This window comes from Candidatus Phytoplasma sp. AldY-WA1, from assembly GCF_020312115.2.
In the GTDB taxonomy this organism is placed as follows: domain Bacteria; phylum Bacillota_I; class Bacilli_A; order Acholeplasmatales; family Acholeplasmataceae; genus Phytoplasma; species Phytoplasma vitis.
In genome coordinates this window covers 1-14,781 of sequence record NZ_JAHRHX020000020.1, presented here as the reverse complement: position 1 = coordinate 14,781, position 14,781 = coordinate 1, and the positions used below count along the sequence as shown (strand labels likewise).

At 20.6% G+C, this 14,781-nt stretch carries 12 protein-coding genes and 1 other RNA gene; 8 read left to right on the top strand and 5 right to left on the bottom strand.

Annotation, left to right across the window (positions count from 1 at the left end):
- Positions 1-413 precede the first annotated feature (413 nt).
- The 5 genes from trpS to nrdE form a co-directional block, all read right to left on the bottom strand.
- Positions 414-1,430: a tryptophan--tRNA ligase gene (gene trpS, locus KTO59_RS02490; protein ID WP_263864482.1), complete on the bottom strand. Its 1,017-nt coding sequence runs from the start codon at positions 1,428-1,430 to the stop codon at positions 414-416.
- Positions 1,431-1,465: 35 nt separating this feature from the next.
- Positions 1,466-2,266 carry a hypothetical protein gene (locus KTO59_RS02485; protein WP_284928452.1) on the bottom strand — a complete coding sequence of 267 codons (801 nt, stop codon included), beginning with the start codon at positions 2,264-2,266 and terminating at the stop codon, positions 1,466-1,468.
- Between the two features lie 36 nt (positions 2,267-2,302).
- Positions 2,303-3,439, bottom strand: coding sequence for a DNA polymerase III subunit beta (gene dnaN, locus KTO59_RS02480; RefSeq protein ID WP_225696178.1), 1,137 nt, complete (start codon positions 3,437-3,439; stop codon positions 2,303-2,305).
- Between the two features lie 39 nt (positions 3,440-3,478).
- A complete protein-coding gene (dnaA, locus tag KTO59_RS02475) occupies positions 3,479-4,849 on the bottom strand; it encodes a chromosomal replication initiator protein DnaA (protein WP_284928451.1) in 1,371 nt (456 codons plus the stop codon).
- 108 nt (positions 4,850-4,957) lie between these two features.
- The gene (gene nrdE, locus KTO59_RS02470) at positions 4,958-7,435 is read right to left on the bottom strand and encodes a class 1b ribonucleoside-diphosphate reductase subunit alpha (protein ID WP_284928449.1); all 2,478 of its coding nucleotides are present in this window, start codon (positions 7,433-7,435) and stop codon (positions 4,958-4,960) included.
- Positions 7,436-8,795: 1,360 nt separating this feature from the next.
- Between nrdE and glyA the strand changes: the two genes are divergently transcribed.
- The 8 genes from glyA to rsmG form a co-directional block, all read left to right on the top strand.
- Complete coding sequence (glyA, locus tag KTO59_RS02465) at positions 8,796-10,055, top strand: serine hydroxymethyltransferase (RefSeq protein ID WP_284928448.1); 1,260 nt, start codon at positions 8,796-8,798, stop codon at positions 10,053-10,055.
- Positions 10,056-10,234: 179 nt separating this feature from the next.
- Entirely contained in the window at positions 10,235-10,438 is a 204-nt protein-coding gene (rpmE, locus tag KTO59_RS02460; protein WP_225696182.1) for a 50S ribosomal protein L31, read from the top strand.
- A gap of 68 nt (positions 10,439-10,506) precedes the next feature.
- Positions 10,507-11,082, top strand: a complete 576-nt coding sequence (locus KTO59_RS02455; RefSeq protein WP_225696183.1) for a thymidine kinase — start codon at positions 10,507-10,509, stop codon at positions 11,080-11,082.
- A gap of 21 nt (positions 11,083-11,103) precedes the next feature.
- The gene (locus KTO59_RS02450; protein ID WP_284928447.1) at positions 11,104-11,568 is read left to right on the top strand and encodes a nucleoside deaminase; all 465 of its coding nucleotides are present in this window, start codon (positions 11,104-11,106) and stop codon (positions 11,566-11,568) included.
- Positions 11,569-11,587: 19 nt separating this feature from the next.
- Positions 11,588-11,683, top strand: an RNA gene (gene ffs / locus KTO59_RS02445) — signal recognition particle sRNA small type.
- 49 nt (positions 11,684-11,732) lie between these two features.
- Positions 11,733-12,377, top strand: a complete 645-nt coding sequence (locus KTO59_RS02440) for a hypothetical protein (RefSeq protein WP_284928446.1) — start codon at positions 11,733-11,735, stop codon at positions 12,375-12,377.
- A 58-nt stretch (positions 12,378-12,435) separates the two neighbouring features.
- Positions 12,436-14,289, top strand: a complete 1,854-nt coding sequence (gene mnmG / locus KTO59_RS02435; RefSeq protein WP_284928444.1) for a tRNA uridine-5-carboxymethylaminomethyl(34) synthesis enzyme MnmG — start codon at positions 12,436-12,438, stop codon at positions 14,287-14,289.
- Positions 14,279-14,781, top strand: a 503-nt coding sequence (gene rsmG, locus KTO59_RS02430) for a 16S rRNA (guanine(527)-N(7))-methyltransferase RsmG (RefSeq protein ID WP_284928443.1), incomplete at its 3' end; no start/stop codon positions are given. The genes mnmG and rsmG, both read left to right, overlap by 11 nt.

The window sequence follows — 14,781 nt, the reverse complement described above, 5'->3', positions numbered from 1 at the left end:
TTTTTTGATATTTTAGAAAGCAGTCCATTTATTTTTGATCTATAAATATATTCTTATAAGTTTATTATTTTCTTCAATTTCTTTTATATTGTTTTGTGTATTTTGAGTAAAAATGTTTTCTTTTTTTAATCAATTTTTCTAGTATATTTTAAATTATTTACTCTCTAACATTACCTAAAGTAAAAATTAAAAAAATACAATAACAAAAATAAAAAATAAACTATTTTTTTATATTCTTTTTTAATATTTATAGTAAATTTGAAATAAAAATTAATAATCAAATATAAAGTTAATGCTTTATAAAAAAATAATTTCAATTTATAAATTAATTTATTATTTCTTTTATTATGTTTTTTTAATTTAAAACAATAAAAAAACCAAACTCAAAAATTAAATTGAGTTTGGTTTTATTTTTAATTTATATCTATTCCTAATTTTTTTCTAACTTCTTTTATTTTACGATCGGCTATTTTTGTTGCTTTTTGAGTTCCTTTTTGTAAAATTTTTTCTAAATTAACATTTTTTTCTAAATCATAAAATTTTTCTTGAATAATTTTAATTTCTTCTACTAATGAATCAGCAATTTCTTCTTTAAGCATTTTATAAGAAAAATTTTGAAAATATTTTATAGTATCATTTAAATCACAATTTTTCAAAAGAGAATAAATAGTTAAAAGATTACTTAAACCAGGTTTTTTTTCTAAGTCATATTTTATATCTTTTCCTGAATCAGTAACTGATTTTAAAATTTTTTGTTTTATCATATTTAAATTTTCTAAAATATAAATACAACCTTTATCATCAGAACTATTTTCATAAGAACTTTTACTCATTTTTTTTCGAGGATCAGTTAAAGATTTAATCATAGAACCTAATTGTAAAAATTTAGGAACAACAAAAGTATTACCATATAAATTATTAAAACGATTAGCTAAAATACGAGTTAATTCTAAATGTTGTTTTTGATCTTGACCTAAAAGAACGACATCAGCATCATAAAGTAAAATATCCGAAGACATTAAAATAGGATAAGTCATAAGAGATGTTCTAACTTGTTTCAAAGAACTTTTCTTCTCTTTAAATTGAATCATTCGACTTAATTCACCTAAATAAGTATTAGATTCCATTATATAATTTAAATAAGTATGTTGTGGAACTTCTGATTGAATAAATAAATTTGTTTTATTTAAATCTAAACCTAAAGCTAAACAAAGATATATCATTTCACGAATGTTTTTTTTTAATAAAGATGGTTCTTGAAAACTAGTCAAAGCATGCAAATCTGCAATAAAAAAATAAATATCATATTCATGATGATATTTATTCTGAAAAAGAATCAAAGGTTTTATTACGCCTAAATAATTACCTAAAGTTAAAACTCCTGTTGGTTTAATACCTGTGATTAATCTTTTTTTTTCTTTAAAAATCATTTTTTTAATATTAACCTTTTTCAATAATTTAAAAATTAATTTCTTTTTTTTAAAAATTTTTTTCTATTTTTTTTATTAAATTTTCTTTTGTTAATAAAAATAACAACAAAAAGAATAGTAAATAAAAAAAATAAAATCGATAACCTTACAAAAACAATAATTAGTTTAGAAAACATACTTCCATATTCTTTATTTTTGAATAAAAAACATCCGTGATTAGGACATTGAATATTAGGATAAGGAAGCCAACATTTTTCAATATCTTCTTTACATTCTCTGTAAAAACAAGAGATTATAAAAAAAATAAATAAATATAAGATAGGATGAAAAAAAGAATAATAAATTTCTTTAATTTTTTTTAAATCTAAAGGAATGTAAAAGAAAAAAAGAAAAAAATAAATTAAAGGAATAAAAATATGTTGTGATGAACTAATAAAATATCTTAGTTTAAAATTTTTAATAAACCTCATTATAATAAATTTTTCGCTATCATAAAAAGGGAATAATAATAAATTATAAACAAAAAAAGTTAATAAACCATTAACTATAGTTCCGTAAATAAAAAAAGAATATATTTTTTTATTTTTAATTTTGAAAAAAAAAGAAAATAAAATCAATAAAATAGAAAAAACTGTTTGATTAGTAAAATATCTAAATCTAGAATAATATTTATATAATTCTATGCCTTTTTTAAAAGTAGATAAATAAATATCACATATAAATGTAAAAAAAGTCAATATAAACAAAAAAAGAAAACAAATTTTTATTTCAAAATCAAATTCCGAAAATAAAGAATTTATTTTATTATCTTTTTTTTTTGATTTTTTTTTAATCATAATTGTTAAAATCCTTTTTTAAAAAAAACGAAAAAATTATTTAAAATAAAAAGGGAAAATTAAATATAAAATTGTTTCATCCTCTTCGTCCATAATAATAAAAGGTTTCGATGAATTTTCAAAAAAAAATGTAATTTGCTCACTAGTAAAAACTTTTACAATTTCTTCTAAATATTTAACATTGAAAAAAGATTTTATTTTTCTATCAAAAGAAGATTCTAAAATTTCCATTTCTTCTAAAGCATGTCCTATTTCTTCGCTATCAGAAGAAATTTCTAATTTATAATTCGAATGAATTTGAAATTCTACACAATTATCAAAAATATTTTTATCTTTTGGTAAAAACAAAGAAACTCTATCTAAAACTTTAATTAAATTATTTCTATTTAATCTAAAAAAATTAATTAAATTTTCTTTTTTAATCGGTGGATATTCTGGATAATTTCCTTCTAAAAGAGGTGATTGAAAAAATAAAGAATTTGTTTTTAAAAAAAATTTTTGTTCTGTGATAGATATTTGAACAATTTCATCTTTTTGTTGTTCCAAAAGTTTAAGTAATTCTTCTAAACTTTTTGCAGGAATAATAATATTAAAATCAGAATAATCTATTTTTAATTTTATTTTTTTTTGACCTAAACGAAAAGAATCAGTAGCTACAGCAATTAAAAAAGGAAATTTATAAATTAAATTAATCCCTGTTAAAATATTTTGTTGTTTATCTTTGGAAGAAACGATAATCATTTCTTTAATTAATTTTTTAAATAATTCTATTTCTATTTCGAAAAAATTTTGATAATCAAAAATGAAATCAAAAGAAGGATAATTATCTAATTCCATTAATTTTAATTTATAATGTGAAGAATCGGTTTTAATAATTAAAAATTTATCTTCTAAAGAATCAATTTTAACAAAATAATAATCTATTTTTTTAATAATATCAATAAAATTTCTTCCTAATACAATAAAAATTCCTTCTTCATATACTTTTAAACTTTCATCTTCTACTTTTATTTTGACAACAATATGACTATTATTAACTTCTAAAAATAAAACATCTTTTTTAATATCTATTTTTATGTAGTAATATATAGGAAAAAAAGTTTTTTGAGGAAGTATTTTTTGAATTTGATTCAAATAATGCAAAAAAACTTCTTTTTTTATTTCGAAATTCATATTTCAATTTCTTATTTTCCTTAAAATAATTTTATTTTTTTAATTATTTATTTTTTTCAAAATAAATTCCACAACTTTTTTTAATTCTTCATTTTGTTCTATTTTTTCTTCAATTCTTTTATAAGCCTTAAAAATTGAAGAATATTTTTTATTAAAAATAAAACCTATTGTTTTGAAAGAAATATTATTTATTTTTTTTAAAAAATAAATAGTGATATGCCGTGGTAAAGTATATTTAGAATTTTTTTTGTCACCAACCAAATCCCTAATATTAATATTATAAAAATTACTTACTATTTTTTTAATTTTTTCAGAATTTATTTCTTCTTCGGACACATTTTTCTTATTTTTTAATAAAGGTTCTAAAGCTTCTTTAGTATTTTTTAAATTAATTTCTAATTTATAAATTTGAAAATAATTTAAAAGTCTAAATAAAGCTCCTTCCATTTCTCTTATATTATCATAAAAATTAGAAGAAATAAAATTCAAAATTTCTTTTTTTAATTGAATGTTTTCGCCTTCACCTTGAATCGAAAATATTTTTTTTTTTAAAATATCAAGACGATGTTTAAGATCTGGTTTTTTAATATCTACTACTAATCCTGCTTTAAATCGATTAGTTAATCTTTCCATAATATTTTTTAATTCTAAAACGCTTTTATCACTTGTAATCACTATTTTTTTTTTATTCAAATTAAGATAATCAAAAATTTTAAAAAATTCCATTTGAGTTCTAGTTGCTTCTGACATTATTTGAATATCATCTACTAAAAAAACATCAATACTCCTATACTTATTATTAAATTCATCTATTTTTTCTTTTCTTAATTTATTAGTAAAATCTTCTATAAATTCATCTGCTTTAATATATAAAACTTTTTTATTAGATTTTTTTTCTAAAATGTGATTTCCGATAGCTTGCATTAAATGTGTTTTTCCTAAACCGACAGAACCAAAAATATATAAAGGGTTTATTTCTATTTTTTCTGAATTAGCAATTTTCTTGGCCATCTCAAAAGCAAACATATTACTCGTTCCAGGAACAAAATTATCGAAAGTATATTTAGATTCTAAATTTCCTTGATAATAATCACTTGAATCAATTTTTTTATTTTCTTTTTTTTTTATTTTTTTTTCTTCTTTTAGAATTTCTTGCTCAGAAATAAATCTAAAAGATATTTTTTCTTGGGAATATTTTTTAGAAATATTATCTATTTTATTTAAATAATTATGTAAAATTTTATTTTTAATAAATTCATTATCAACTAAAATAAAAAAACTTTCATCTTCTATTTTATATAATTTAATATTAGAAAAAGTTTCTTCGAAAACTTTTTCACTACAAATAAAAGATAAATCTTTCAAAATATTTTCCCAAATTTCGTTTTTTGACAATTTTTTTTCTTCCATTTAATTTACCTTTTAAAAAATATTTATATATAAAAAAGGTTTTTTAAAAAAATTATCAGAAAATTTTAATAAAATTTTCTTATTAATAATAATTTAAAAAATATTTATCTAAATACCACAACTAGTGCATTCAAAAATCTTTAATTTTTGTGTTCTGGTGTAATAAAGAGTTTTGATTCCTTTATGATGAGCGTATAAATAATATCTTGTTAATTCTCGAGTAGTAATGTTTGATTGAATACATAATTCAAATGAAATTCCTTGGTCGATATGTTTTTGAGCTGTTGCCATTACATCAATTATTTTAAATTTATCCATTTTGTAAGCGGTTTGATACATAAAAGAATAATCAGCTAATCCTGGTGCTGGGAAATAAGTTTTAGAATTTCCATAAGTTCTTTCTTCTACTAATTGTTTTAAAGGAGTTAAAGAAGGAGTAGCAGACATGATATAACCAATAGAACCATTTGGTGCTACTGCTAAGCGATGGGAATTGTATAGTCCATATTGCATTACTTCAGCTTTTAAATTTAGCCAATCGGTATCGCTTGGAATTTCTATTCCTTCAAAAAGTGCTTTAATTTTAGGAATTTTTGGATAAATAGCTTTTTTATCTTGGAAATATTCACCACTAGCGTAAGTTGATTTTTCAAATTGAAAAAACTTTTCTCCAGTTTCTTTCGCTTTTAAACAAGAATGATAAAGTGAATAATAATTAACAATATTAAAGAAGACATCGATTAATTCGATATTTTCTTTACTGCCAAATTGAATCATTTGTTCGGCTAAAAAACCGTGATGCCCCATAATTCCGAAACCAACGCTTCGATTTAAAAGATTAGCTTTGAAAATTGAGGGAACATGTTTAATTTGTGTTTTTAAAGCAACTGAATTCATTATTTCCATTGCTGAAAAAACGGTTTCTTTAATGTTTTTATTCTTAATCATATTCCCCATATGGCCAGAAGATAAATTACAAGAGATGTCCATTCCGATATGGTCTTTTTCTCTTTCATGATAAGAAGCGTAATAAGAAGTTAAAGTTGGTTGTAAAATTTCCGTACATAAATTCGAAAATTTAATTTTATCGTTTAAAGGATTAACAGCGTTAGCATTATCACAAAACATTAAATAAGGATAACCAGATTCTCCTTGTAATTGAGCGATTAATTCTAATAAAGAACGTGGATTAATAAATCTTTTGCGGACTTTAGGATTAGCTAATAAAATTGGATACCATTTATCCATATTCACTCCAACATCTGAAAAATGAATTTGATATTCTTGATAAATAGTGTGAGGATAAAAAAGAGCCATTTTTTCATTTTTACGTGCTAATTCTATCATTTTATTAGGAATAACAACTCCCAAAGATAAGGTTTTTATACGAACATCTTCATCTGAATTTAATTTTTTAGAATTTAAAAAATCTTCAATATCAGCGTGGAAAACATTTAAATAAGCGGCTCCAGCTCCTAGACGTTGCCCCATTTGGTCGGCATATCGAAAAGCATGGTCTAACAGTTTCGCTACTCCGATAACTCCTTTACAAGCGTTAGCCATTCCTTTAATGGTTTCTGTTTTAGCTCTTAAATTACTTAAACTAATGGAAACACCACCACCTAGTTTTGATAACTGCATTGAGAATTCAACAATACGTGAAATATCGTTTAAAGAATCACCAGCTTCTAATAAAAAACAAGAAACAAATTCTCCTCTTTTTTTACGCCCTGTGTTTAATAAGGTTGGAGTTGCAGGAGTAAAATTTTGTTTCATTAAATTGTCGATTAATTCTTGAGCTAATACAAAATTACCAGAAGCATGATATAAAGCGTTAATTACTAAACGGTCTTCATAAGTTTCTAAATAGAACTTTTGATCTCGTGTTTTTAAAGCATAATCATGATAAAATTTAAAAGCACCAATAAAAGAATCAAATTTAAAATCAAAAGCATAAGCTAAACGATAAATTGTTTTAATTTCTTCCCATGAATATTTTTTTAAAAATTCTTCTTCATAATATTCATTTTGAATTAAAAAATCAATTTTATCTTTTAAAGTAGGGAATTTTTTTAATTTAGGATCGATTTCTTCTTGAAAATAAGCTTTTAAAGCTTCTTGATCTTTATTGACGTCTTTTATTTTTCCGTCGGAATCGATAATTTGATTATTTAAAGTGATATAAGAAGGAATATAATGATGATTTTGGTTTTTTGCAAAATCGTTTAACCATTTTTTAATATATTCAATATCTTCTTCAAATCCTTTATTTTCAAATTTTAAAACTAAAGGAATATTAAATTTTTCTGCTATTAAATCTCCTGCTTTAGCAAAATTAGATCCAAAATTTCTATTTCCTGAAACTGCGATGCCAATTACTAACTTACTATATTTTTTTAAAAAATTTTCAGTAGTATCAGTAATTTCACCATATTTAACAGTTTTAGTGATTAAAAAAAGATCTTCATTTTCATTTTGAAAATCTTGAATTTTTTCTGATTTAAATTCAGATAATTTTTGAACAAATTCGAAAATATTACCTTTTTCAAGACCATCATATATGATTTTTATTTTGGAATTTTTCATTTGTTAATCCTTTTTTTAATAATTAATAAAAATTATATTTTTTATTTAAATTTAAAATATTTTTAAGATAAAAACTTATCAATTTATAATTAAATTTTTTTAAATTATAAAATAATCATAAAATAAATATTTTAAATTTTTCGGAATAATTAATTTTTATAACATTTAATTTTTTTATAGTATTTTTTTTTTTATAGATAATATTTTTTTTGTTTATTTATTTTCTTAATTATATTTATAAAAATCATTAACTTTTATAAATAATAAAATAATAAAATAATAAAAAAAAGTAATAATTAAAAAAAGAATTAAATAATATTATTTATATTTAATTATTATTAATATTATAATAATAATTATTTATTTTTTAAAAATATATTTTAATAATTATTTTTTCTTTATTGTATTTAAAATTATAACTTATTTTTTTAATAAAATTATTAATAATGATTATTTAATTTTTTTATTATTTTAAAATAATATTTTTTTAATAAAATTATTAATAATGATTATTTAATTTTTTTATTATTTTAAAAAAATATTTTTTAATTTATTATTTATTTATATTATTTATTGTTATTGGTAAGAGTAAAAAAAATTGACTAACTTTTTTTATTTTAGAAAATTAATTATTATTTATTCGTCAAAAATGAAGAAAAAAAATTTTTTTAAAAAAAAGTTATTCACTTTTTTTTGTATTTTAGTAACATTTTTTTTATAGTTATTCACTTTTTTTTGTATTTTAGTAACATTTTTTATTTTAATATTTTTGATAATTTTTATAAAAATAATAAGTAAATAAGTAATTTTTTTATTAATTTTTATTTTTTTTAATTTTTAAAAAAAATAAGAAATATTTTAGAATTAAAAAGTGAATAAATTAAAGTTAGTCATTTTTTTTATAAGTTTTTTTTCTTTAATTTTGAATATTTTTTCAGTATTAAAAGTTGTTTTTTTAAAAAGTTAGTCATATTTTAAAAAAAGTTACTAACTTTTTTTATTATTTTTTTAATTTAAAAAAATAACTTTATTTTTTTAAATTTTTTTTATTTTATAACAAAAAAGTTTTTTATAAAAGAGAGAATTAAATTTTTAAAAATAAAAAATAATCGATATAATATTTTTTATATTAGTAAATATATTAATGAATATTAAAAAAATATTGCTAAACTAAATTTAGTTTTGAAAATAATTTATTTTTTTAATTATAAAAGGATAAATTATAATTTATTATAATAAATATAAATGAAGAAAAAAGTTTTTTAAAAAAAGAAAATTAAATTGTTTTCAATTTAAAAATATTTTTAATTTAAAATTTTTAATTTCAAAAAAAATTATATTAAGAAAGTGAATAATAAAAATGGATTTTTTAAAAAATAATCATTCTGAAATTTTTAAAATTATTAGACAAGAAGAAAAAAGACAAGAAACACATCTAGAATTAATTGCTTCCGAAAATTTTGTTTCTGAATCAGTTTTAGAGGCTCAAGGTAGTGTTTTAACAAATAAATATGCCGAAGGCTATCCACAAAAAAGATATTATGGTGGTTGTGAATATGTAGATGAAATAGAACAAATAGCAATTGAAAAAGTCAAAAAGTTATTTAATGTTAAATTTGCTAATGTTCAACCACATTCAGGATCACAAGCTAATATGGCTGTTTTTCAATCTTTATTAAATCCTTATGATGTTATTTTGGGTATGTCTTTAAATGATGGAGGTCATTTAACTCATGGCCATTATGTTAGTTTTTCTGGTAAATTTTTTAATTCTTATAGTTATGGGGTTTCTCCAGAAACAGAAACAATTGATTATCAAAAATTAAGAGAAATAGCTCATAAGGTAAAACCAAAGTTAATTATAGCTGGTGCTTCTGCTTATTCTAGAATTATTGACTTTCAAAAATTTAGAGAAATTGCTGATGAAGTTGGAGCTTATTTAATGGCCGATATCGCTCATATTGCTGGATTAATTGTTGCTAAGTTACATCCATGTCCTTTTTTAGCTAAAGCAGATGTTGTTACTTCGACTACTCATAAAACTTTAAGAGGTCCAAGGGGTGGAATTATTTTAAGTAATAATGAAGAAGTTATGAAAAAAATAAATAAAGGTGTTTTTCCAGGAATTCAAGGAGGTCCTTTAATGCATGTTATTGCTGCTAAAGCAGTAGCTTTCGAAGAAGCTTTACAAGAAAATTTTAATATTTATCAACAACAAGTATTAAAAAATTCTCTTTCTTTAGCTGATGTTTTTGTTAAATTAGGTCATCGTCTAGTAAGTGGTAAAACTGAAAATCATTTAATTTTAATCGATTTAAAATATAAATATCCTAATTTAAATGGAAAATTAGCTTCTGAAGTTTTACAAAAAGCCAATATTATTGTTAATAAAAATGTTATTCCTTTTGATAAAGAAAAAGTTTTTAACACTAGTGGTATTAGAATAGGAACTCCAGCAATGACCACAAGAGGTTTTCAAGAAAAAGAATTTATTGAAGTTGCTTATTTAATAGACGAAATTTTAAATGATTATCAAAATGAAGAGGTTATTGAAAAAGTAAGACAAAAAGTATTATTATTAGTTAATAAATTTCCTATTTATAAAAAAAATAATTTTTAGTTTTTAATTTATTTTTTAAATTTTTAAATGTTATAATTGAAAATGATATTTGTTTATTATTATTTAAATTAATAAAATATAAATTATTTTTTTATATTATTTTTATAAGAGAAATTTATATATAATTTTATATAGAATGTAAGATTATATATAAAATATTATTAAGGAATTTTATATATATGAAAACAAAGAAAAAACAACCAGAATTTAACGAGATTGAAGTTATTTGTGCTACTTGTAGTCATAAACATAAAATTGGAACAGTTATGAAACAAATGAAAATTGAGATTTGTTCTAATTGTCATTCTTTTTATACTGGAAAACAAGTTTTTGTAACTGTAGCAGGACAAATAGATAAATTTAATAAACGTTATAATTCTTAATTAAAAAAAATTTATTTTTAAAAAAATTGAAATATTGAAATAAGGTTAAGAAAGGTTTTGATAAAAAAATGGTTTTTAAAAAAGAAGGTTTTATCGAAATCATTTGTGGACCTATGTTTTCTGGAAAAACAACAAAATTGATTCAAAAAATTAATTTTTTTAAATCTTTAGGAATTAAAGTTTTAGTTGTTAAACCTAAAATTGATGATCGTTATTCTAAAAAAAAAGAATTAATAACTCATGATTTAAAAACTATTTCTTCTTTGTTAATAAATAAAAGTAAAGATATTTTAGATTTTTTGGAAAAAGATGTTAAAGTTTTGTTTATTGATGAGGTTCAATTTTTAGATCAAGAAATTGAAGAAATAGTAAATAATTTATCTTATCGCGGAATGCATATTATCATTGGAGGATTAGAACTTGATTTTTGTGGAAGACCTTTCGGATCTATGAATTATTTATTATCAATTGCTGATCAAGTTATTAAATTAAAATCTTCTTGTAATGTTTGTGGCAAAGAAGCAAATAGAACTCAAAGAATAGTCGATGGTTCAATTCCTAAATCTACTGATCCTATTGTTTTAGTAGGTGAAAAAAATTATCATGAACCGCGTTGCAGAAAATGTCATAAATTTATAAATTAATTTTTTAAAAAGAAGATTATTATGAAATCAAAAGAATTTTTTTATATGAAAGAAGCTTTTAAAGAAGCTCAAAAAGCTTTTTTAAAAGGCGAAGTTCCTGTTGGCGCTGTGGCTGTTTTAAATGATAAAGTTATTGCTAGAGCTCATAATAATGTTGAAAAAAAGAAAATTTTTTTTGGTCATGCTGAATTTTTAATTTTAAAAAAATTAAATAAAAAATTTAAAAATTATAGATTTAATGATATAATAATTTATACAACTCTAGAACCTTGTATTATGTGCATGGGTGCATTAATTCAAGTAAGAATAAAAAAAATATATTATAGTACTCCTAATATAAGGCTAGGTTTGAAAAATAATTTTTCTTTAAATAATTTAAGTTTGATTTCGAAAATATCTTTTAAATCTGATTTTTTTGAGAAAGAAAGTGAATATATTTTAAAGAATTTTTTTATCAATCTTAGAAAAGAAAAGAAATTTTTTTAATTTTTTAAAAAAATCTTTTTAAAAATCACCATTCAATAAAATTAAAATGAATCTGGTCAGAACTTGGTTGGAGCAGCCATAAGTTTTAATTTCATGTGATTGGTGATTTTTAAAAAGATTTTTTTAAAAAATAAGAAAATAAAAAATTAGGGAAAATTAAGAAAATGAAGAATTTTTTTAAAAATAAAAGAAGTAAATTAAAACTTTTTCCTTTTATTTTTAATTCTATTTCAGGGAAACCTTTTCGTTGTGAAACATATGATATAAATGGAGAAGAGAAAAAAATTGAATTTTTCTTTTTAAAACAAAGTGAATATAATTCTTATTTTTTAGATATGAAACAATATATTGTTTGGAGTATGGTCGATGATCTATATAGAGTTTTAGTTGATGAAAATTATTATTCCAAATTTGAACTTTTATATCAAAAAGAAATTAATATTATTTATATGGATTTTCTTCAAAAATTATTATATAAACGTTTTAAAATAATTAGAAAAAATTTTTTATATTATTTTTTAAGCATTTTTTTTTCTTTATTTCTTGTTTGTTTTTTTTATTTTAAAAAAATTCCCTTTTTAAGAGAATATCGATATTTAATTTTTTTTATTATTTTTATTTTAAATTTTGTTTTTTTGTTTTTTTATACAAAAGTTAAACAAAGAGATTTTTTTCAAAATTATAAAATAAAATTATTAAAAGAAACAATGAAAAATATTAAATCTTTTTTAGGTGTCGAAGTTTTCGAAAATATTTCAAAACAACAAAGAATGTTTTCTTCTGAATTTTTTGATGAAAAAGAAAAATAATTTTTGATTTTATTTTTTTAACAAGGTTTTTATAAAAAAAGGAGAAACAAAAAAAGAAATGATTTTTGAAGGTATTGTTATTGGTGGTGGTCATGCAGGCGTAGAAGCTGCTTTGGCTTTGGCTAAAAATCATAAAACAGTTTTAATCACAGTCAATTTAAAACAAATAGCTTTTTTACCATGCAATCCTTCTATTGGAGGGCCAGCTAAAGGTGTTGTTGTTAGAGAAATAGATGCTTTAGGTGGAATAATGGGAAAAGCAGCTGATTTATCACAAATTCAAATTAAAATGTTGAATACTTCTAAAGGTCCTGCTGTTAGAAGTTTAAGAGCCCAAATAGATAAAATGAAATATCCTAAAATTGTTTTGGAAATTTTAAAAAAAACACCTAATTTAACTTTATTAGAAGGTTTTGTTGATAAATTAATTATAGAAGATAATAAAGTGTGTGGAGTTAAATTAAAAGACGGTACTATTATTAATAGCAAAACAGTTATTTTAACGACAGGAACTTATTTAGCTAGTAAAATCTTAATTGGGAAAAATAAAATTAATTCTGGCCCTAATAATACACCTACTACTTATAGTATTAGCGAACAGTTAAAGGAATATGGTTTTGAAATTATTCGTTTAAAAACAGGAACACCTCCAAGAGTTAAAAAAGATACCATTGATTATAGTAAATCAAAAATTCAATTAGGAGATGGTATTTTACAAACTTTTAGTTCTCCTTCTGTTATTAAAGATTTAGGCATTCAAGAACCTTGTTTTTTAATACATACTAATAAAGAAACTCATGAATTAATCAAAAAAAATTTAAAAAAATCGGCTATGTACGGAGGACATGTAGAAGGAAAAGGTCCACGTTATTGTCCTTCTATCGAAGATAAAATTGTTCGTTTTTGTGATAAAGAAAGTCATCAAATTTTTATTGAACCAGAAAGTTTAGAATTAGATGAAATGTATCTTCAAGGTCTTTCTACAAGTATGCCTGAAGAAGTTCAAGAAAAAATTTTAAAAACAATTCCTGCATTAGAAAAAGCAGTAATTACTAAATATGCTTATGCTATTGAATATGATGCTTTTAATCCTAATCAACTAAATTATAATTTAGAAACAAAAAAAATTGAAAATTTATTTTTTGCTGGTCAGATAAATGGAACTAGTGGTTATGAAGAGGCAGCTTGTCAGGGTTTAATGGCCGGAATAAATGCCAGTCTTAAAATTGAAAATAAAGAAAGTTTAATTTTAAAAAGAAATGAAGCTTACATTGGAGTTTTAATTGATGATTTGATTAATAAAGGAGTTTCAGATCCTTATCGTTTGTTAACTTCTAGATCTGAATTCCGTTTATTTTTAAGACATGATAATGCTGATTTAAGATTAACTCCTTATGGACATCAAATAGGGTTGATAGATGAAAAAATTTATAATAAAGTGGAAAAGAAACGTTCTGATATTGAAAATTTGAAAGAAGAATTAAAAAATTTTATTGTATTACCTAATGAAAAAAATTTAAGTTTTTTAGAAAAACATAATTCTTCGATTAAAGAAAAAAGTACTTTATATAAATTATTAAAAAGAAAAGAATTAAATATTAATATTATAGATTTTTTTATTGATAAAAAATATGATCAAGAAGTTTTAGAACAAACAGAGATACAAATCAAATATGAAGATTATATTTTAAAAGTAGAAAAAGAAGTTCAAAAAAATTTAAATTTAGAGATAAGAAAAATACCTTCAGAAATTGATTATAATAAGATTAATAATTTATCTATGGAAGCTAAAGAAAAATTAACATTAATTAAACCTAATAATTTAGGTCAAGCATTAAGAATTTCAGGAGTTAATCCTGTAGATATATCTATTTTAAATGTTTATTTAAGAAAATATAAAAATGCCTTTTGATAGATTAAAAACAGATTTTGCTTTAAGTGATTTTCAATTAAATCAATTTCAAGAATATTATTTATTTTTAACTAATTATAATAAAAAAACTAATTTAACTTCTTTAGTGAATCAAAAAGATATTTATTTTAAACATTTTTATGATTCTTTATTAATTTCTAAAACTTTTAATTTTGAACAAATAAATAATTTATGTGATTTAGGAACAGGAGCTGGTTTTCCTGGTATTCCTTTAAAAATTTTATATCCTAATTTAAAAGTTTTTTTAATTGATTTTTCTTCGAAAAAAATTAATTTTTTAGAATTATTAATTAAACATTTAAATTTAACAAATGTTTTTGTTTTTAAAGAAAAAATTGAAAAGCATAAAAATAAATATGATTTTGTTATTGCAAGAGCTTTAGGAAAATTAAATTTAATTTTAAAATTAGCTTCTTTTGTTACTAAAGATAAAAGTTATTTTATGGCAATGAAAGGTCCTAATTATAAAGC